The organism is Kitasatospora sp. NPDC043949, from assembly GCF_056435365.1.
Genome location: NZ_JBWKEQ010000042.1, coordinates 1 through 18,953, shown reverse-complemented (window position 1 = coordinate 18,953; position 18,953 = coordinate 1). Strand labels below are relative to the sequence as shown.

Here is an 18,953-nt window from a genome sequence, read left to right as displayed (position 1 = left end):
CGTACGGGGGCCGCCCTCAGGCCCCGGCCGCCGTGTGGCAGCCGCTGCTCCAGCGGCTGCCACACGGCGGCCATGTCTCACGGCTGCGGTCGAGCGGTCAGGGGTGGGACGGGTCGTCGGGCAGGGTGAGGGTGGCGAGGGCGCCGCCGTCGGGGTGGTTGGTGAAGGTGAGGCCGGCGCCGATGACGCGGGCGTGGCCGGTGGCGATGGTGAGGCCGAGGCCGTGGCCGCGTCCGCGTTCGGGGGCGTTGGTGCGGAAGCGCTGGGGGCCGCGGGCGAGGAGGTCGTCGGGGTAGCCGGGGCCGTGGTCGCGGACGGTGATCCGGTGGCCGTCGACGTGCAGCCGGATCGGCGCGGTGCCGTGCCGGTGGGCGTTGATCAGCAGGTTGCCGAGGATGCGGTCGAGGCGGCGCAGGTCGGTGCGGACCTGGCGGTCGGCGGCCACGTCCACGTCCACGTCGACCTCCAGGCCGGTGAGCGTGACGGTGCGGCGCACCGCCCGCTCCAGCGGGACGGGGGCGAAGTCCGGGATCTCGGCGTCGGCGTCGAGGCGGGAGACCTCCAACAGGTCCTCGACCAGCGAGCGCAGGGCCTGTACCCGGTTCTGGACGAGCTGGGTGGGGCGGCCGGGCGGGAGCAACTCGGCGGCGGTGACCAGGCCGGTGAGCGGGGTGCGCAGTTCGTGGGCGACGTCCGCCGTGAAGCGCTGCTCGTCCTCCAGCCGCTGGTGCAGGGTGCGGGACATCAGGTCGACGGCGGCGGCGAGGTCGGCGACCTCGTCCTTCCCGTCGACGAGCTCGCCGATCCGGGTGTCCGTCCGGCCGGCGGCGATGCCCCGGGCGGCCGTCGCCGCGGTGCGCAGTCGGCGGCTGATCCGGTCGGCGACCAGGACGCCGGCCAGGACCGTGGTGAAGACGGCGGCGACGACGGTGATCAGGATGATCCGGTCGAGGTCGGCGATCGCCTGCCGGTCCTGGGTGAAGTCCACCCGCACGGAGAGCACCCCGGTCTGGACCGGTCGGGCCGCCCACATCGACTCGCCCTGCGGACCGCCGGCGAGCAGCGAGCCCTCGCGGCCGCCGGCCGCGAGCGTCCGCAGCCCCTCGGGCAGCGCCGGGTCGTCCAGGGCGAACCGGTCGGTGACCTCGCCGCGCTTGTAGGTGTCCACGGCCGAGCCGAGCGCGGCGAGCGCGGCGGCGCGGGCCTGGTCCACGTGCTGACGGATCATCGCCTGGTGGACCAGCAGGCCGACGGCCACCGCCACCAGGACGGCGATGGCGGCGACGGCGGTGGCGATCTGACGGCGCAGGGTCATGCCGGACGCCGCAGCTTGTAGCCGAACCCGCGGACGGTCTCGATCCGGCCGGAGCCGATCTTGGCGCGCAGCCGCTGCACGTGGACGTCCACCACCCGGGTGTCGGCGCCCCAGTCGTAGTCCCAGACGCGTTCCAGCAGGGTGGAGCGCTCCAGCACGATGCCGGGCGCGGCGGTGAACTCCAGCAGCAGCCGCAGCTCGGTGGGGGTGAGCGGGACGAGGTGGCCGTCGACGCGCACCTCCATGCTGTCGGTGTCCACCTGCATGCCGTCGAAGCTGCGCAGCGCGGGGGAGGGGGTGTCCGCGGGAACGGCGGTGGCGGGGACGGCAGCAGGCGCTGCGACGGGGACGGCGGGGTCCACCGGCTCCTCGGGCAGCGCGGGTTCGGCCGGGACCACCCGCACCCGGCGCAGCACGGTGCGGATCCGGGCGACCAGCACGGCGCTCTCGAAGGGCTTGACGACGTAGTCGTCCGCCCCGGCCTCCAGACCGGACACCACGTCGACCGGGTCGGTGCGCGCCGACATCATCAGGATCGGCAGCTGGCTCTCCTCCCGGATCCGGCGGCAGAGGCCGACCCCGTCGAGGAGCGGCAGCATGACGTCCAGCAGGAGGAGGTCGGGGCGCACGGCGTGGAAGGCCTCCAGACCCTCCAGGCCGTCGGCGGCCGTGGTGACCGGGAAGCCGTAGCGCTCCAGGGCCATCCGGGTGGCCTCCCGGATCACCTCGTCGTCCTCGACGAGCAGGATGTGCGGGTGGGCGGGCGCGGCTGGGGGGTTCATGGCTTCGCTTCCGAGGGAGCCGAGGACGGGCGGATGGGGACCGGGACGGCCGTCCTCGGGGAGGAGACGCCCGCGCCGGCGCCCGGCTCGGGTATGGCGGGCTTCGGTTGGGCGGATGCGTGGCCGTCGTGCGGGGAGACGGCGGGGCCGGCGCTGGGCGTGCTGGTGGGTGTCTGTGCACTGCCGTTCGCGGGTCCGCCGCCCGGGCCGGCGATCGGGCCGGTGTCCTCGACCTTCCGCTCCAGCAGGCCGAGCCGGACGCCGTCCCACTGGTAGTGGCTGCTGGTCCGGACGAACGCGCCGGTCGGCTCGTAGAGCCACAGGTCGGATCCCACGGTCGCGGCGCTGAACCCCTTCAGCACCTCGACCTGGAGGATGGGCAGCAGCCGGTCGTCGGCCAGCAGGTAGACGTGCAGGACCACGGGCCCGGGGGTGACGACGGCGACGACCAGTTCGTCCCGCCCGTCGCCGGTGAGGTCACGGAACTCGGGGCTGCGGACGTCGCAGGCGGGGCAGGAGTCCAGGGCGCGCCGCTCCTCCGGGCCCACCGTGGAGTCCTTGGCGAGGACGGTGCGGACGTCGACCGTCCTGATGTCGTGCCCGGGGACGGTCACGTCCGGGACGGGTTGCGGCGCGGCCTGCGTGGCGGCCCCGGCGCCGGTGGCGGGAGGGCGCGGCGGCGGGGAGGCCGCCAGGTCGGGCCAGAGCGGCTGGGCCACCAGCGGCGGTGCCACCGGCTGGGTGGCGCCGTGGTCCTGGAGCCCGCCGGGGGTGGCACGGCCGAGGGCCAGGGCCGCGAGCGTCACGAGGACGGCCAGGGCGGCGAGGGCCGCCACCGGCACGGCGACGGGCCGGCGGCGGGGTGGGGATGCTGCTGCCACGGTCGGTGCTCGTCCTCCTGGTCTGCGGCGATGCGCCGGTTCGTCCCCGCACGGGCCTCGGTGGTAGGTCGCGTGGACGGCGGTCGGTGGTTCCCGTCCCGCCGTCCCGGCCGCCGCGCCGGTTCGACAGTCGAAACGACCCGACGGCCGGGACGACCGGGGCGGCGCGGCGGCTTCAGCCGGTCGCGCCGCCCGGACCGGCCAGGTCCGCCAGGACGATGATGTTGTCCGTCCAGTGCCCGTCCGAGCCGATCCGCCCGCCGCAGGTGATGAGCCTGAGAGCGGGTTCGGGAGTGTCACCGTAGACCGTTTCGGTCGGGAAGCGGTCCTTGGCGGCCTGGAGCAGCGAGCGGACCTTGAAGTCCACGGTGCTGCCGTCCGCGCGCCGCACCTGGATCAGGTCGCCCGGCCGCAGCTTCGGCACGCCGTGGAAGACCGCCGGGCCGTGCGCGGTGTCGTAGTGCCCGATGAGGACGGCGGGGCCGGCCTCCCCGGGCGTCGGCCCGTTGCGGTACCAGCCGACCTCGTCGGCCCGGTCGGCGGCCGGCACCTCGACCGTCCCGTCGGGATTCAGCCCGAGGCCGGTCACGGGGGCGTCCACCCCGGCGGCCGGGACCAGCAGCCGGGTCGGCGCCGAGGCGGCGAACGGCTTCGGCGCGCCGGCCGGACTCCCGGTGCTCCCGGCCGTCCCGGTGGTTCCGGGGCCTCCCGAGGGCGCGGCCGCCGGGTTGTCGGTACTGCCGTGCACCGAGGGCTCGACCCGCACCACCGGGGTCTGCTGGCCGGACAACGCCACGGTGGTGCCCAGCACCAGGCAGGCCAGGCCCGCCGCGCCGAACGCCGTCCGGCGCAGTGTGCCCGGGCCGGGGGAGGCCTTGCGGCGCCGCCGGCTGCGGCCACCGCGCGGGCGGCCGTGGCGGGCCGGCTCGTCGGCGCCGGGCGTGCTGTCGGGCTGCCCGCCGCCCGCCGGGGCCCCGGTACCCACCGGGCCCCCGGCGCCGCCTCCCCGCCCGGTCAAGGGCGGGGAGGCGGCGCCGGGGTGCCCGGCGGACTCGGGGCCGGTGTCAGCCGCGCGCACCGGAGCGGCGGCGCAGCATCGCGAAGCCCAGCGCACCGGCGCCGACGGCCGCGACGGCCCCGCCACCGGCCAGCATCAGGCCGTTGCTGTCGGTCTCGCCGGACCCGTCGCCGGCCTGGGCCGCGCCCTTGGGCACCTCACGGACCTGGGCCTTGCCGTCACTGGAGACTCCGGCGCCGCCGGCGGCGGGCTGCGCCGTGGGCGCGCCACTGACGGCGGGCTGCGCGCTGGGCTTCGCCGTGGGCGTGGTCGAGGCGTCCTTGCCCGCGACCGAGGGGGCGGCCGGGGCGGGGCGGGCCGGGGTGGGCGTAGAGGTGGGGGCGGCCGACACGCCGGCACCCGCAGCAGGCGCGGCGGACGGGGTCCCGTCGGCGAAGGCCTGTCCGCCGGTGACGACGGTCAGCAGCGCGCCGCCGGTCAGGGCGCAGACGGCCAGCACGCGGCGGGCGGGGGAGCGGTGGGTACGGCTCCTGCTCATACGGTGTTCTCCTTCGTCATGGACGCCTCCCGGCCGGGGTGGCCGGTGCGTCGTCCATGACGGTAGGAGGCCCGTGTCGCGGTCCCCGGCCGGTCGTGTCACGGCCGCCCATCGGCTGCGTAACGAACCCCGGGGCCCGTTGCGGTCAAGCTGGCGGCGGCGGTGCCCGTGCGGTGGGAGGCCGTCCGGTTGACGTCGCGTCGGGTCGTGGGGGTAACCCCCCTCCCGGCCCGGGGGGCCGCTCCATGGCCCGGGGCCGCGGGCCCGGCCACACTGGCTGCGGTTCGAACAGCGTGGTGGTAGACCCCAGTTCCGGGGTGGTGGTGGGCGCCGCGAGCAGAGCGCCGGCCGACCGCGCGACGCGCACCGTGCACGTGATGCCGTCCCACCTCCAGCCGATCGGGGTCACCGATGACCAGTACCGCCGCCCGCGCCGCGACCGCCCCCGCCCCGACGAGCAGGAGGGGAGGGCGCGTCCGCTGGGCCGTCGTCCTGCTGACCTCGCTCGCGATCGTCGGGTACGCCGTGGGGACGTACGCCCAGGCCGGCCTGCCCATCGCCGCGTCGGAGGGCGGCGTGTCCGCCACCTACGCCGAGCGCCCGACGGCCGTCCAAGTCACCTTCTACGTCCACATCGTGACGGCCGCGCTGGCGCTGCTGGTCGGCCCGTTCCAGTTCTCCACCACGCTGCGCCGGCGATCCCCCGCCGTCCACCGCTGGACCGGCCGCGTCTACGTCTTCGGGGTCGCGGTGGGATCCCTGGCCGCGTTCGTCATGGCGTTCTTCAACTCCGCCGCCTTCAACGGCTTCTTCGGCTTCGGCGGGCTCGCCCTGCTCTGGGCCTGGACCACCTGGCGCGGCTACCGAGCCGTCCGCGACCGCGACCTGCCGAGCCACCGCGCCTGGATGATCCGCAGCTTCGCCCTCACCTACGCCGCCGTCACCCTCCGGTCCTGGCTCGGCGTCCTCATCCTCCTCCAGACGCTCACCGCCCAGGGACACGTCGACGGCGAGCGCTTCTTCGACAACGCCTACGCCGCCGTCCCGTTCCTCAGCTGGCTGCCCAACCTGATAGTCGCCGAATTCCTCATCCGCCGCCGGGGCCTGCCCGCCTACCGTCTCACTCCGGCCGCCCCGCAGTCCTGAGCCAGACGCGGCGGGCGGGCTCGCGGGAGGGGCGTCGAACCCCCTCCTGCGTAGCGGTGTCGGGGAACCCGCTGCGTCGCCGTGGTCGCGCCGCGGTCAGCCGATGCGGGTGGGGGTGTCGAGGAGGGGGTGGCCGGTGGTGGCGAGGAGGGTGGTGAGGTCGGTGGGGGTGAGGGTGTGGGGGGCGCGGAGGTAGAGCTCGTCGACGGTGGTGCCGGGGACGGGGTGGGGCTGGCGGGAGAGGACGGCGACGTGCTGGTCGGCCAGGGCGGTGTGGACGCGGGCCAGGTCGTCGGGGGTGCTGCGGGCGGCGGTGCGGACGCGCCACAGGGTGGTCGGGGGCGCGGGGGAGTGGGGGTGGTGGCGCTGGGACCACCAGGTGTGGAAGAGGGCGGTGGCGAGGAGGGCGAGGGCGGCGGCGGCGAGGACCACCGGGCCGTCGGGGCCGCGGACGACGATCTTGGCGACCAGGTCGGCCGCGGTGACCGAGACGAAGACGGCGGCGAGTTCGACGCTGTCGCGGCGCCAGCGGTGGGTGCCGGCGCCGCGTCGTCGGGCCCGGGGGAGGGTGGGCGTCGGCTGCATGGTCGGGTGCTCCGTGTGCTCCGTCTGCTCCATGACAGCACCCTGCCCGACGGGTGTTTCCTGTCCACGAACCCGCCGTGACCTGGTGGTTAAGGTCGCCGGGCCCGCGTTACGGTTGCAGGTCCGCAGCCGCCGCCTTGACCTCCGCGAGCAGGAGCTCCAGGTCGGCCTCGGTGGTGGCGGCGTTGAGCAGGCAGGCGCGGAGCATCTCGCGGTCGCCGAGGCGGGCTCCGGTGACGAAGACCCGGCCGCGCCGCTGGACGACGGCGGGGAGTTCGCGGTTGAGGGCGTCGACGGCGGCCTCGTCGTGCCCGGGGGTGCGGTGGCGGAACGCGACGATGGAGGTCTGGACCTCGGCCAGCAGCTCCAACTCCCCGTCTGCCTCGATCAGTTCGCCGAGGCGGCGGGCGAGGGCGGTGCAGCGGGCGATGTCCCGGGCGATGCCGTCGCGGCCCTTGTGGGCGATGGTGGCCCAGACCTTGAGCGCGCGGAACGGGCGGGTCTGCTCGGTGCCGTACTCGGAGAACCAGCCGAGCGCGCCGGCCGCCTCGTCGCGCAGGTAGGAGGGGACGAGGCTGAAGGTGGCACGCAGTTCCTCGGTGTCGCGCACCAGCGCGCAGCCGCAGTCGACGGGCACGCCCAGCCACTTGTGCGGGTCGAGGGCGAGGGAGTCGGCGCGCTCCAGGCCGGCGTAGCGGTGGGCGATGGCCGGGTCGAGCCTGCCGAAGGCCCCGTACGCGCCGTCGACGTGCAGCCACAGGCGCTGCTCGGCGCAGAGGTCGGCGATCGGGCCGAAGTCGTCGACGGCGCCGGTGCCGACGGTGCCGGCCGAGGCGACGACCAGGAAGGGCAGCAGTCCGGCGGCCCGGTCGCGTTCGACGGCGGCCCGCAGTTCGGCGGGGTCGAGGCGGCCGTCCGGCCCGGTGGCGACGGTGCGCAGGTGCCGGCTGCCGAGGCCGAGGAGTTCGGCGGCCTTGCGGACGCAGGAGTGGGTCTCGCCGGTGACGTAGCCGACCAGCGGCGGCAGGCCGGCCAGGCCGTCCTCGCGGACGTCCCAGCCGGCCCGGCGGGCGGCGCGGTTGCGGGCGGCGGCCAGGCACACGATGGTGGCCATCGAGGTGCCGGAGGTGAGCAGGCCGCCGCCGGCCGGGTGTGGGAAGCCGACGAGTTCGGCGATCCAGCGGACCACGGCGCGTTCCAGGTGGACGTCGGCGTGGTCGCCGCCGGCCGAGCTGGGGTTCATGGCGGAGGCGGCGAGGGTGGCGAGGACTCCGGCGGGGGCGGGGGCGGAGTTGACCCAGCCGAAGAAGCGGGGGTGGCCGTTGCCCATCGGGTGGGGGAGGACGTCCTGCCCGATGGCGGTGAGGAGGTCGGCGAGCGGGCGGCCGGCGGCGGGCAGCGGGGCGTCGAGCAGGGCCCGGCGGGCGGTGTCGTCCATCGGCTGCCAGACCGGGCGCCCGGGCAGTTCGGCGAGGTAGTCGGAGACGAGGTCGGCGGCGGTGTGCGCGGCGGCGCGGAAGTCCTCGGCGGTCATGATGGCGGCTCTCCAGGGGCGGGGGAGGCGCGGCGTCCTCGGCGCACCCTGATCGTCCGGTCCGGTGGACCGGTCGGCCGATCCTACGGAAAGGGCCCGCGCCGTGCGGCGCGGGCCCTCCAGGTGAGACGGGGCGGTCGGTCCCGGTGGGACGGGCGAGGTCAGTCGAGCGAGCTGGACAGGCCGCTGGCGGAGCGGCAGTAGCCCTGCATCTCCCTGTCGGTGATCTTGGCGCAGAGCCGGCCGGCCGCGCCGTCGTCGGTGTAGTTCACCGTGTAGTAGCTGACCAGGCCCTCGGCGCAGGCCTTGCGCTGCCAGCCGTCGGCGGCGGTGCCGCACTGCTGGGCGGCCCAGTCCTCGCGGTCGAGGTTGTACTTCATCGTCCGCGAGCCGACGCCGCGGCTGCAGTCGGTCGCCCCGCCGCTGGCCTTGCCGCTGAGGCACCACTTGAGGGCGTCGGCGTAGACCTCGGGGTGGTTCGGGTAGTCGTGCGAGGAGAGGTAGAAGGTCGGGGCGTAGAAGAAGCACGCGGACTGGAACAGGCCCGGCTGGTCCTTGCACGGGTACAGCGGGTCCTGGGCGAGCTTGTCGGCGGGCAGGTTCGCCTTGGCCTTCTCGTCCTCCTCGTCCGGGCCGAAGAGCTGCATGAACAGCCCTTCGGAACAGCGGATCTTGTTCTGGTCGCTGGGGAACTTGCTGCACAGCTCGCGCGCCTTGGGGACGTCCTGCTTGGCGACGAACATGGTGCCGTGGCCGACGCCGTGGATGCACGGGCCGGTGTTCTTGGGCGCGCAGAGCTTGAGCAGGTCCACCTCGGGCTGGGCGGAGGCGTTGAGCATCTCCTCGACCGCGCCGTGCAGGTAGCCGGCCGCGCAGGTCTCGTGCGGGAAGGAGATGACCTTCTGGAAGTCGGCGTTGAAGCGCTTGACCGCCGCGTGGCCGAGCTCGTGCGCGATCGGGTGGCAGAAGCGCACGGTGTACGGCTTCTCCTTGGTGATCTTGTCGAGGTCGGCGAGCGCGACGCCGGGGTCGCTGGCGTCCATCTCGGCCATCAGCTTGTTGCGCAGCGTCGAGCGGGTCCACACCGCCGGGTCGCCGGTCGGGGTGGCGCTCGCGGCCGCCGGTGCGACGCCGGGCGCGGCGGCGCCGGAGCCCGCGGTGGCGGCCGGGGTCGTCGCCACGGTGGCGGTCGCGGGCGACCAGTCGGTGACGGCCACCGACCCGAGGCCCAGGACGCCCAGGAGCAGGGCGGTGAGAATCGCGAATACCCGCGGTTGCATGAGGTGATCCCCCGGCGGATCGAGGTGGACGGTTCGCTCCCATCCTGACGGCACGGCGGCGGGAATCCGCGTTATCGCCCGCCATTCGGGAGGTGTCGGCGACGCTACCGCACCGTCCGACGCCCGGGCGCGGCGGGTTGGTTCCGGATGATCACCCGGGATTCGTCACCCGGATCAATCACCCGAACGGCGCAGCGGCCCGCCGTCGAGGCCGCCGCGCCGCCCGGGGCGGCCCGCCGTCAGATGTCCAGCGTCACCTGGTAGTCCGTCAGCCAGGTGTGCAGTTCGAGCGCGAAGTCGACGGCCAGCCGGACGGACTGCGGGTCGGTGCCCGGATCGAGCGCGTCGGCGAGGCGCCGCCGGTCGAGCAGGGCGAGCGCCGGGGACTTCTGCTCGGCGGCGAGCCGGGCGAGCTCGGCCCGCAGCAGCGCCGGGTAGTGCGGGTCCTCGGTGACCGGGTACGGGCTCTTCACCCGGTCGGCGACGGCGTCCGGCAGCACGTCCCGGACGGCGGCGCGCAGCAGGCTCTTCTCCCGGCCGTCGAAGTGCTTCATCGCCCACGGCGTGTTGAAGACGTACTGGACCAGCCGGTGGTCGCAGAACGGCACCCGCACCTCCAGACCGTTGGCCATGCTCATCCGGTCCTTGCGGTCGAGCAGGATGCAGACGAAGCGGGTCAGGTGGAGGTACGAGATCTCGCGCATCCGCCGTTCCAGCGGATCGGCGTCCGGCAGGTGCGGGACTTCGGCGAGTGCCTCGTGGTAGCGGGCCCGCCGGTAGCCGGGCAGGTCGAGCTCGGCGAGCAGGCCGGCGTCGAGCAGGTGTTCGCGCGGCCCTGTGCCCTGGCCGCCGAGGCCGGTCAGCGAGACCGCCCAGGGGAAGTCGTCGGCGGCGACGGCCTTCGGGTCGTGGAACCAGCGGTAGCCGCCGAACAGTTCGTCCGCGGACTCGCCCGACAGGGCGACGGTGGACTGGCGGCGCACGCCCTGGAAGAGCAGCAGCAGCGAGATGTCCATGTCGCCGAAGCCGCCGGGCAGGTCGCGGGCGCGCAGGACGGCGTCCCGCTGGGCGAGGTCGGTGAGCGCGGCGGCGTCCAGCTCGATCACGTTGTGGTCGGCCCCGACGTGCTCGGCCAGCAGCCGGGCGTACGGGCCGTCCAGGGTCGGCCGGACCTCGCTGGCGTGGAAGTTCTCGCTCTGGCCGGCGAAGTCGACGGCGAAGGAGCGCACCGGGCCGGCGCCCTCGGCCCGCAGGACCCGGGCGGCGAGGGCGGTGACGGCGCTGGAGTCCAGGCCGCCGGAGAGCAGCGAGCAGAGCGGGACGTCCGAATCGAGCTGGCGGTGGACGATGTCGTCCAGTAGGGCCCGGACGGTGGCGACGGTGGCCTCGAGGGTGTCGGTGTGCTCGCGCGCCTCCAGCGCCCAGTAGCGGCGCACCGACACGCCCTCGCGGCGGACCCGGACGACGTGCCCGGGCCGGACCTCGACGATGCCCCGGTAGGGGGTGATGCCCGGGGTGCGGGTGAAGGCGAGCAGTTCGCGCAGCCCGTCCAGGTCGACCACCGGGCGGACGGCGGGGTGGGCCAGGATGGCCTTCACCTCGGAGCCGAAGATCACGCCGTCGGGGGTGAGGTGGTAGTGCAGCGGCTTGACGCCCATCCGGTCGCGGACCAGCAGCAGTTCCTCGCTGCGGGCGTCCCAGATCGCGAAGGCGAACATCCCGTTGAGGCGTTCGGCCAGGCCCTCGCCCCACTCCAGGTAGGCGTGCAGCACGACCTCGGTGTCGCTGCGGGTGCGGAAGCGGTGTCCGGCCGCCTTCAGTTCCGCGCGCAGCTCGCGGTGGTTGTAGACCTCGCCGCTGTAGGTGAGCGCCGCCAGCAGCCGGCCGTCGTGCTCGACGGTCATGGGCTGGACGCCGCCCTCCAGGTCGATCACCGCGAGGCGGCGGTGGCCGAGGGCGGCGTGTCGCTCCAGGTGGACGCCGCCGGCGTCCGGGCCGCGGCAGATCTGGGTGGCCGTCATGGCGTCGACGACGGCCCGTTCGGCGGTGAGGTCACGGTTGAAGGCGACCCATCCGGTGATCCCGCACATCAGCAAGCCTCCGGTCTTCCGCTACGTATGCGGAAAATGACGCTACGTGTCGGAGGGGTGCGGCTACAAGGGTGCGTCGGGAAGGAGTCGGAAGGGGCTCGGGAGGACGATGTGACTGGTTGTTTGAGCTGAAAGTCGTAAAGTCTGCCCGATTTCGGGCAGGATTCTTGGCCCCAGAGGCGGCGCGGCCTAGGCTCCTCACTCGTGCCGAGCTCACCCCACCCTCACGACGACCTCCTCGCCCACCTCACCCGGGCCAGCCCGCTCGGGCCCCGGGAGGCGGCGCGGGTCGTGGCGGAGGTGCTGGCGTACTTCTCCGAGAGCACCGAGGAGTACGTCCGCCGCCGCCACGGCGAGCTCCAGGCACGCGGACTGACCAACGAACGGATCTTCACCCGGCTCGCCGAGGAACTCCCCGCCCGCCGGGTCGCGGCACCCGAGCTCTCGGCCCGCCAGCTGCGCCGCATCGTCTACGGCTGAGCGCTGCCGGGGCGGGGGGCACGGCACTGGCGCATTCACGGCACTTACGGCACTCACGGCATTCACGAAGAGGAGACCACGCATGTGCGGAATCGTGGCCTACATCGGCCCCAAGGACGCGACCCCCTTCCTGCTGGAGGGCCTGGCCCGGCTGGAGTACCGCGGCTACGACTCGGCCGGCGTGGCCGTCACCGGGCGCACCGGCGGGCTCAAGGTCCGCAAGGTCAAGGGCCGGGTCGCCGACCTGGCCGCCGCCGTCCCGGCCCGGTTCAAGGGCGGCACCGGCATCGGCCACACCCGCTGGGCGACCCACGGCGTGCCCAGTGACGCCAACGCCCACCCGCACCTGGACGGCGCCGAGCGGATCGCCGTCGTCCACAACGGCATCATCGAGAACGCCGACGAACTGCGCGCCAAGCTCACCGCCGACGGCGTCGTGTTCCGCTCCGAGACCGACACCGAGGTGCTCTCCCACCTGATCGCCGCGCACGTCGGCGAGGGAGTCGAGCTGGAGGACGCGGTGCGCGCCGCGCTCGCCCGGGTGGTCGGCACCTACGGCATCGCGGTGCTCGACGCCGAGCAGCCGGACCGGATCGTGGCCGCCCGCAACGGCAGCCCGATAGTGCTCGGCCTCGGTGAGAAGGAGATGTTCGTCGCCTCCGACGTCTCCGCCCTCGTCCGCTACACCCGCCAGGTCGTCCACCTGGAGGACGGCGAGCTGGCCACCGTCCGCGCCGACGGCTTCCGCACCTTCACCACCGACGCCCGCACCACCCACCACCAGCCGTCCACCGTGGACTGGGAGATCGACTCCTACGACACCGGCGGCTACGAGCACTTCCTGCTCAAGGAGATCCACGAGCAGCCCGGCTCGGTCGAGCGCACGCTCAGCGGCCGGCTCGACGAGCGCTTCTCCACCGCGCACCTCGGCGGCCTCAACCTGGACGCCCGGGAGCTGCGCGAGATCCGCCGGGTGAAGATCCTCGGCTGCGGATCCGCCTACTACGCCGGCGAGATGGGCGCCCAGCTGATCGAGGAACTCTCCCGCATCCCCGCGCACAGCGAGCCCGCCTCCGAGTTCCGCTACCGCAACCCGGTGATCGAGGCGGACACGCTCTACATCGCGGTCAGCCAGTCCGGCGAGACCTACGACACGCTGGCCGCCGTCCAGGAGATCAAGCGCAAGGGCGGACGGGTGCTCGGCGTCGTCAACACCGTGGGCAGCGCCATCGCCCGAGAGTGCGACGGCGGCATGTACCTGCACGCCGGGCCGGAGATCTCGGTCGCCTCCACCAAGGCCTTCACCTCCACCGTGGTCGCCTTCGCGCTGCTCGCCCTGCACTTCGGCCGCATCCACGACCTGTCGCCCGCCGACGGCCGCCGGATCGTCGCGGCCCTGAAGGCGCTGCCGGACCAGATCCGCGAGGTGCTCGCGCAGACCGAGGCCATCGCCGAACTCGCCGCCGAGTACGCCGGATCGGCGGGCATGATGTTCATCGGCCGGGTCCGCGGCTACCCGGTCGCCCGGGAGGGCGCGCAGAAGCTCAAGGAGATCTCCTACGTGCACGCCGAGGCCTACCCGGCGAGCGAGCTGAAGCACGGTCCGCTGGCGCTGATCAGCCCCGAACTGCCCACCGTCGCACTCGTCCCGGACGACGAACTGCTCGACAAGAACCTCACCACCCTCGGTGAGATCAAGGCCCGCTCCGGCCGCGTGATCGCCATCGCGCACCGCCGCCCCGAGGACAAGCTCGCCGACCACTGCGTCCTCGTCCCCAAGAGCGAGCCCGAGCTCGACCCGCTGCTGCTCAACATCCCGCTCCAACTCCTCGCCTACCACGCCGCCGTGGCCCTCGACCGCGATGTCGACAAGCCGCGCAACCTGGCGAAGAGCGTGACGGTGGAGTAGGGCGCCCCCGAGAAGTGACGGCCCGGCGGGTGGGACGGCTTTCCTGATGCTCAGCAGCTCAGCAGCTCAGCAGCTCAGCAGATCAGCAGGAAGGCGTCCCACTCCTCGGCGGCGTCGCCGGTGCCCGCCGAGGACGCCTGCGCAGCGGTACGGGCACGGGCACGGGCGTGGGCGTGCAGGGCGAGGGCAGCGCCTGCCGTCCCCTCCAGGAGGCCGGGCGGGTCTCCGGCGCCGAGTGCCGTGTCGAGCCGGCTCGCGACGGTGGCGGCGAGCGCGGGCAGACGGGCGGTCAGTTCGGCGGAGCCGGAGTCCTCGGCCATCCGCTGGGCGATCCGCAGCAGGCCGCCGGTGCCGTGGCAGAGTCCGGGGCCCTGGAGGTTCCAGCCGGCGGGGTCGCGCAGCGTGTCGGTCAGCGCCGCGACGGCGGTGGTCCGCCAGTCGGAGCGGCCGTGGGCCGCGCCCGCAAGGAAGAGCGCGCGGGCCGCACCGGGGGTTCCGTAGCACCAGGCCGCCCGCGTCGGCTGGTCGGCCGGCAGCCGGCCGGCCTCCTCGTCCTCGACGCGCACGGTCATCGGCCAGGACCCGCCCACGCCGGGCCGATCCCCGGCCGGGTCGGGGCCCATGGGCACCGGCTCGGTCGGGACGGGCCTGTCCGGGTCGACCGGGCCGGGGATCCGCCGGGCGGCGAGCCAACTCGCCAGCGCCTCGATCGCCTCGTCCTGCCCGGGCACCTCCACACCGCGCAGCCGGGCCAGCGCCAGGAGGGCGAGCGGGCCCGGGACCCCGTGGGCCAGGCCCAGGTTGAGGTGCCCCCGGGGGAACCCGGGATCCGCGCCGGGCAGTCCCGGTCCACCGGCGGTCCACCAGCGCGGCAGCACACCGCCGGTCGGCTCGGCCAGCGCGACCAGCGCGGTGAGCAGATCGGCCAGTGCCGGTCCGGCCGGCTCCAGCGCGAGCAGCAGCCGGCCCAGGCCCGCCGCGCCCGAGACGGCGTCGAAGGTGTGTGCGCGCAGGCCCGTGCCGACGGCCAGATCGGCGCGCAGGTCGGCGACGCGCCCGGCCGCGGCCTGCCGGACCCGGGGCGTCAGCCCGTCGAGCAGCGTGCGGTACTCGCCGGGGCGCCGCGCCATGGTGCGGGCGGCGAAGGCGATCGCGGCGGCGCCGGAGAAGAGTCCGCCGCCCCGCATCGCCCCGGGGGCTTTCACGGCGGCCGTGAGGTGCCCGTGCGCGGCGCGGCGCAGCGCGGCGTCGTCCTCGCGGTCGGCCAGTACGGCGAGCGCGAGCGCGGCGCCGCTGCGGCCGGCCCCGAGCGCGTGCGCCGCTGGGGGCGGCGCGGACGCCGAGGGCGTCGTGGTGTCGGCGGCCGGTTCTTCGAGCGCACCGGGCCTGCTGAGCAACTCGGCCACGGCGCGGATCGGATCCGTCGTGTTCATCGCCCCTCCCGCGGGCTGGAGCGGCGGGCCCGGTGGGCCTCGACAGCGCCTCGGGCCAGTGCGTAGGCCCGGCGTTCGGCCTCGCGGTCGATCCCGATCAGCCGGTTGTGGCCCATGTGCAGCAGCGAGGCCAGCACCGGGTCGGCCGACGACGGCTCCACCCGGGACGCGTACCGCGCGAGTGCGACGGCCCGCTGCCGCCAGGCGTCGGCCAGCGCGGGGTCGGCGGGCAGCAGGCCGCCCGCCGGGACGGTCGGCCCGTCGGGGCCGATCGCCCGCAACGCGGCCGCGCGCTGGGCCCGGAACGCCTGGTGGTGGCGCTCCGACTTCGGATACACCCCCGCCAGCCAGGCCCCGACCGAGGGCACGCCGGGGACGGTCGGCGCGACGGCCTGCCGGTCGGTGGGGAGGCCGGCGGGGAGGTCGGCGGAGAGACTGGTGGGGAGGTCGGTGCGGCCCTCGGGCCCGTCGTCAGGAACGCGGTCTCCCACCGGCTGCCCCGCTGGCTGCCCCGCCGACTGCCCCGCGCGGCCGGCCAGGAAGGCCTGCGCGGTGCCGGCGAGGTTCACGGCGGCGAGCAGGTCCCGGGAGAGCGAGCGCTCCGCCCGGGCCAGTCGCAGCGCCGCCAGCGCGACCAGGCTGTCGGCCTGGAAGACCCGTTCGGCGTCGGCGAGCACCTCGGCGCCGCCGTAGCGGTCGGTCTCCGGCGCGTACCCCTCCAGGCGCAGGTCGGCGGCGAGCCCGGCCCGGTGCAGCTCCCGCACCCAGTCGTGCACGGTGGGCAGCAGTCGGGCGGCGAGGACCGGCGGCGCACCGTGGAAACGCAGCCGCAGATGCGGCGCGGAGTCCTGATAGCGGATGAAGAACCAGCGGTCCACGTCGGCGGGCAGGGCGTCGAGCAGCCGGGGCAGGTGTTCGACCAGGATCTCCTCCTGGCGCGCCTCGGTGGCCGCCAGCCGGGCGAACAGCCAGGATCCGCCGGGGAGTTCGACGGTCCGGTCGCGCCGGGCGGGCAGCGGGCGGCGAGGTCCGGACGCGGTCGGCCCGGTCGTGCTGCGGCGCAGCGGGACCACCAGTTCGGCGGTCCGCGCACCATCCGGTCCGCACAGCCAGCCGCCGTCGCCGGCCGGGTTGGGGTCCTCCTGGAGCACGGTGGGCTCGGCGGACCGCGCCTGGCTGTGCAACAGCCGCCGGTGCCACGGGAGGTCGAGGTCCAGGCTGATCCGCTGGTCGCCGCTGATCAGGCGGACGGCGGCCGGCACTCCCCAGCGTCGGCGCCAGCGGGCCAGGCCCTCGTCCCACTGCTCGAACGGGGCGGAGGCCGCCGGGACGGGCGCGGTCAGCCGCCAGGTGGCCGGGGCCAGCACCACCCGGCCCCGGCGGACGCGCGGCAGCACGGGCGCGCTGCTCGCCGCCCCCCAGTCCCAGGGCTGCCAGGGCCGTTGCCCGGTCAGCGTCACCTCCTGGAGGAAACGGGCCGCGTTGGGCGCACCGCTGCGCAGGTTGAGCACGTGATGGGTGGCGACGCGGACCTCGCGGCCGAGGCGGCGGGAGTACACCGCGAGCCGGTCGGGGTCGGCCAGCACGACCAGGTCGTCCAACGGAAGTACGGAGGGGCCGCCCGGGTCGGCGAAGGCGCTGACCACCACCCGGTGGTCGAGCCAGCGCGGGGTCAGGGCGATGTTGGCATGGCGCGCGCGGTACGGGGTGAACTCCAGGTGCGCTTCGAGTGCGCCGTGGTCGCCGGATCCGGTGGGCCCAGCGGACTGCACGGACCCGGCGGCCTCGGCCAGCAGTGCCCCGCCGGCCGCCGCGGGGTCGTCCGCCGACCGGCCCGGGTCCGCGCCCGGTTCGGCACCCGGGCCGCGGTCGCCCCCCGCACCCGCGAGCAGGGTGGCGAAGCGGCCGAAGGTGGCTCCGGCGCGGTCACTGCCGGCGACAGGGGAGAGCACGAGTCGGAAGTCCCCGGCGTCCAGCGCCTCCAGGGAGTCCGCCGCCAGTTCGGCGTACAGCTCCAGGGATGCGGGCGGGGTGTCGACGGCGCCGCCCGCCTCGTCGCGCGGCGGGGCCAGCCGGGCCAGCAGGTCGTCGTCCAGGAGCACTTCGGGCAGCGCGCCGTCCGGCTCCCGGTCGGCGAGGGCGCCCGCCGCCAGTTCGGCCAGCAACCGGTCGCGGGCCGCGTCGGCGTCGGTGCGGGCCCGGGCGGGCTGGGGGTTGGCCGTGCCGCGGGGGCCGGCCGGGCGCCGGTAGCCGGCCGGCGGGCCCAGGCCGGTGTCGGGGTCGAGCAGTTCGGCCAGCGGGACGGGGCTGTCCGTGCCGTACCGCTCGACGAACTCCGCGTGGTACGCGCGCAGGTGCTCGGGCCCGGGGGCCGGCGGCGACAGGCGCCAGAGGAGCGCGGCGGTCCTCTCCAGCTCGGTGCGGACCTGGTCCGGCAGGACCACCTCGGCGTCCAGGGCGAGATCCGCGTGGAGCGGGCGGTCGGCCGGGGCGAGCCGGGTCATCCGGGTCCGGAGTTCGCGCAGCAGGTCGGTGGCCTGCCCGCCGGGCAGGGCGGCGGCCTGCGCCAACGCGCTCCGGACGGCCGCCAGTTCGGGGTGCACCGGGTGGTCGGCGGGTATCCGGTCGAGCACATGGCCGAGCAGGTCGGTGCTGTCCGCCGGAGGCGTCAGGTCGGTGAGCAGGAAGCCCTGGCCGACCAGCGAGCGGACCAGGGCCGCGACGGCCTCGGCCGGGGCCGTGGGGAAGTCGGCGGTCAGCGCGGCCAGCAGGTCGCAGTGCCGGACCGGCTCGGCGGCGGTCCGGATCGCGGCCCGGACGACGGCGGTGGCCCGTACGGTCCGTTCGGCGACCGGCTCCGCCTCGGCACCGGCGGCGGCGGGCCGACGCTCGGGCAGGTACGGCAGCACCAGGCGACCGCCGCGCAGCCGGGCCTGCTGGTCCACGGCCAGCCGCAGGCCGGGCAGCACCGCAGGGTCGGTCCGCAGTCGGTCGAGCAGCGGGAGCAGCCAGCCCAGGTCGGGCCGCAGGGCGCGGCGGTCGGCCCCGCCCCAGCGGACCTTGGCCGCCGCGCCGAAGCGCGCCGGCACCACCGCGGCCATCAGCCCGAACGGCGTCGGCCGGGTGGCCATCCGCAACCGGTAGCGGCTGACCGCCTCGGCCGCCCGGCGCAGCGCGGCCGGGCGGGGCACGGTGCCTGCGGCGACCTGGTCGAGCAGGTCGGCCAGGGAGGGGCTGGAGAGCTCGATCGCCTCGCGCAGGGCCGGGTCGGCGGCGGCCTCGGCGAGGTACGTCAGGAGCGCGGTCTCGGCGGACCCCGGCGCGGTCTCGGCGGACCCCGGCGCGGGGTGCGCGGGGTCGGCCGGGACGGTGTGGCGGTGCGAGCGCGGCAGCGCGGGTGTCCGCAGCAGGACCGGGCCGGTCGCGGTGAAGAGTCCGTCCTGGGGCGCTCCGTGCGTCTCGACCACTGTGCTCCTCGTGCCTCGGTGCCTCATGCCACACGCCCCGTACCGATGCCGCCACGCGGCTCGCACTCCTGACGGCGGGTCGGGTCGTGTCTACCTCGGCGATCGAAAACTGTCCACCATCGATCGAACTGTTTCGATTTTTGGCTGAGTTAATCCATTCATCCGTGCAGAACCATTGCTGGGCCCATGCAGGAGTGCCTAACGTCCGCTGCAGTCCGCCGCGGTCAACCGTGGCACTGACGAAGGGAGGCCCTCATGGCCGACAACATGCTGGAGCTGTTCGACCTTGACGTGCAGGACCTGGTCTCGACCGAGCTCGGCGAGCAGGAGGAGTCCGCGTTCAGCATCTCCTGTGAGGGGTCCTGCACCCGTCCGTGGTGCATCTAGTCCGGTAGCAGTACCGGCACTACGGGGCGGGGGGGGGGGGGGGGGGGGGGGGGGGGGGGGGGGGGGGGGGGGGGGCGTCTTTCCTCACCCCACCTTCCCCACCGCCGC

General features: G+C 75.2%; 15 protein-coding genes. 4 read left to right on the top strand and 11 right to left on the bottom strand.

What is annotated here, in order from left to right; translation table 11 throughout:
- Positions 1-97 precede the first annotated feature (97 nt).
- The 5 genes from AC07AL_RS28475 to AC07AL_RS28455 form a co-directional block, all read right to left on the bottom strand.
- Positions 98-1,315, bottom strand: coding sequence for a sensor histidine kinase (locus tag AC07AL_RS28475; protein WP_363589696.1), 1,218 nt, complete (start codon positions 1,313-1,315; stop codon positions 98-100).
- Positions 1,312-2,097, bottom strand: coding sequence for a two-component system response regulator CseB (gene cseB, locus AC07AL_RS28470; RefSeq protein WP_478318694.1), 786 nt, complete (start codon positions 2,095-2,097; stop codon positions 1,312-1,314). Before cseB ends, AC07AL_RS28475 begins: the two co-directional genes overlap by 4 nt.
- The gene (locus AC07AL_RS28465) at positions 2,094-2,978 is read right to left on the bottom strand and encodes a hypothetical protein (protein ID WP_363589698.1); all 885 of its coding nucleotides are present in this window, start codon (positions 2,976-2,978) and stop codon (positions 2,094-2,096) included. Before AC07AL_RS28465 ends, cseB begins: the two co-directional genes overlap by 4 nt.
- A gap of 175 nt (positions 2,979-3,153) precedes the next feature.
- Positions 3,154-3,963 (bottom strand): class F sortase, encoded by an 810-nt coding sequence (locus AC07AL_RS28460; protein ID WP_363629421.1) that lies wholly within the window; start codon positions 3,961-3,963, stop codon positions 3,154-3,156.
- Positions 3,964-4,042: 79 nt separating this feature from the next.
- Positions 4,043-4,534, bottom strand: a complete 492-nt coding sequence (locus AC07AL_RS28455; protein ID WP_363629420.1) for a sortase-dependent protein — start codon at positions 4,532-4,534, stop codon at positions 4,043-4,045.
- A gap of 411 nt (positions 4,535-4,945) precedes the next feature.
- Here AC07AL_RS28455 and AC07AL_RS28450 point away from each other — a divergent pair, with 411 nt between their 5' ends.
- Positions 4,946-5,680, top strand: coding sequence for a DUF2306 domain-containing protein (locus AC07AL_RS28450; protein WP_363629418.1), 735 nt, complete (start codon positions 4,946-4,948; stop codon positions 5,678-5,680).
- Positions 5,681-5,776: 96 nt separating this feature from the next.
- Here the strand turns inward: AC07AL_RS28450 and AC07AL_RS28445 are convergent, their stop codons facing one another.
- From AC07AL_RS28445 to asnB, 4 genes are all read right to left on the bottom strand, one after another.
- Positions 5,777-6,298, bottom strand: a complete 522-nt coding sequence (locus AC07AL_RS28445) for a hypothetical protein (RefSeq protein WP_478318693.1) — start codon at positions 6,296-6,298, stop codon at positions 5,777-5,779.
- A 76-nt stretch (positions 6,299-6,374) separates the two neighbouring features.
- Positions 6,375-7,799, bottom strand: a complete 1,425-nt coding sequence (locus tag AC07AL_RS28440) for a pyridoxal phosphate-dependent decarboxylase family protein (protein ID WP_478318691.1) — start codon at positions 7,797-7,799, stop codon at positions 6,375-6,377.
- A 161-nt stretch (positions 7,800-7,960) separates the two neighbouring features.
- A complete protein-coding gene (locus AC07AL_RS28435; protein ID WP_400807765.1) occupies positions 7,961-9,079 on the bottom strand; it encodes a hypothetical protein in 1,119 nt (372 codons plus the stop codon).
- A 239-nt stretch (positions 9,080-9,318) separates the two neighbouring features.
- A complete protein-coding gene (asnB, locus tag AC07AL_RS28430) occupies positions 9,319-11,169 on the bottom strand; it encodes an asparagine synthase (glutamine-hydrolyzing) (protein WP_363585840.1) in 1,851 nt (616 codons plus the stop codon).
- A 204-nt stretch (positions 11,170-11,373) separates the two neighbouring features.
- Between asnB and AC07AL_RS28425 the strand changes: the two genes are divergently transcribed.
- On the top strand, positions 11,374-11,649 hold the full coding sequence (locus AC07AL_RS28425; protein ID WP_478318690.1) for a hypothetical protein: 276 nt from the start codon (positions 11,374-11,376) through the stop codon (positions 11,647-11,649).
- An 82-nt stretch (positions 11,650-11,731) separates the two neighbouring features.
- The gene (glmS, locus tag AC07AL_RS28420) at positions 11,732-13,558 is read left to right on the top strand and encodes a glutamine--fructose-6-phosphate transaminase (isomerizing) (protein WP_363629411.1); all 1,827 of its coding nucleotides are present in this window, start codon (positions 11,732-11,734) and stop codon (positions 13,556-13,558) included.
- Between the two features lie 74 nt (positions 13,559-13,632).
- Here the strand turns inward: glmS and AC07AL_RS28415 are convergent, their stop codons facing one another.
- Positions 13,633-14,991 carry a lanthionine synthetase LanC family protein gene (locus AC07AL_RS28415; RefSeq protein WP_478318688.1) on the bottom strand — a complete coding sequence of 453 codons (1,359 nt, stop codon included), beginning with the start codon at positions 14,989-14,991 and terminating at the stop codon, positions 13,633-13,635.
- On the bottom strand, positions 14,988-18,458 hold the full coding sequence (locus AC07AL_RS28410; RefSeq protein ID WP_478318686.1) for a lantibiotic dehydratase: 3,471 nt from the start codon (positions 18,456-18,458) through the stop codon (positions 14,988-14,990). The genes AC07AL_RS28415 and AC07AL_RS28410 overlap by 4 nt, the downstream gene beginning before the upstream one ends.
- A 255-nt stretch (positions 18,459-18,713) precedes the next feature.
- Between AC07AL_RS28410 and AC07AL_RS28405 the strand changes: the two genes are divergently transcribed.
- On the top strand, positions 18,714-18,845 hold the full coding sequence (locus AC07AL_RS28405) for a hypothetical protein (protein ID WP_363629406.1): 132 nt from the start codon (positions 18,714-18,716) through the stop codon (positions 18,843-18,845).
- Positions 18,846-18,953 lie beyond the last annotated feature (108 nt).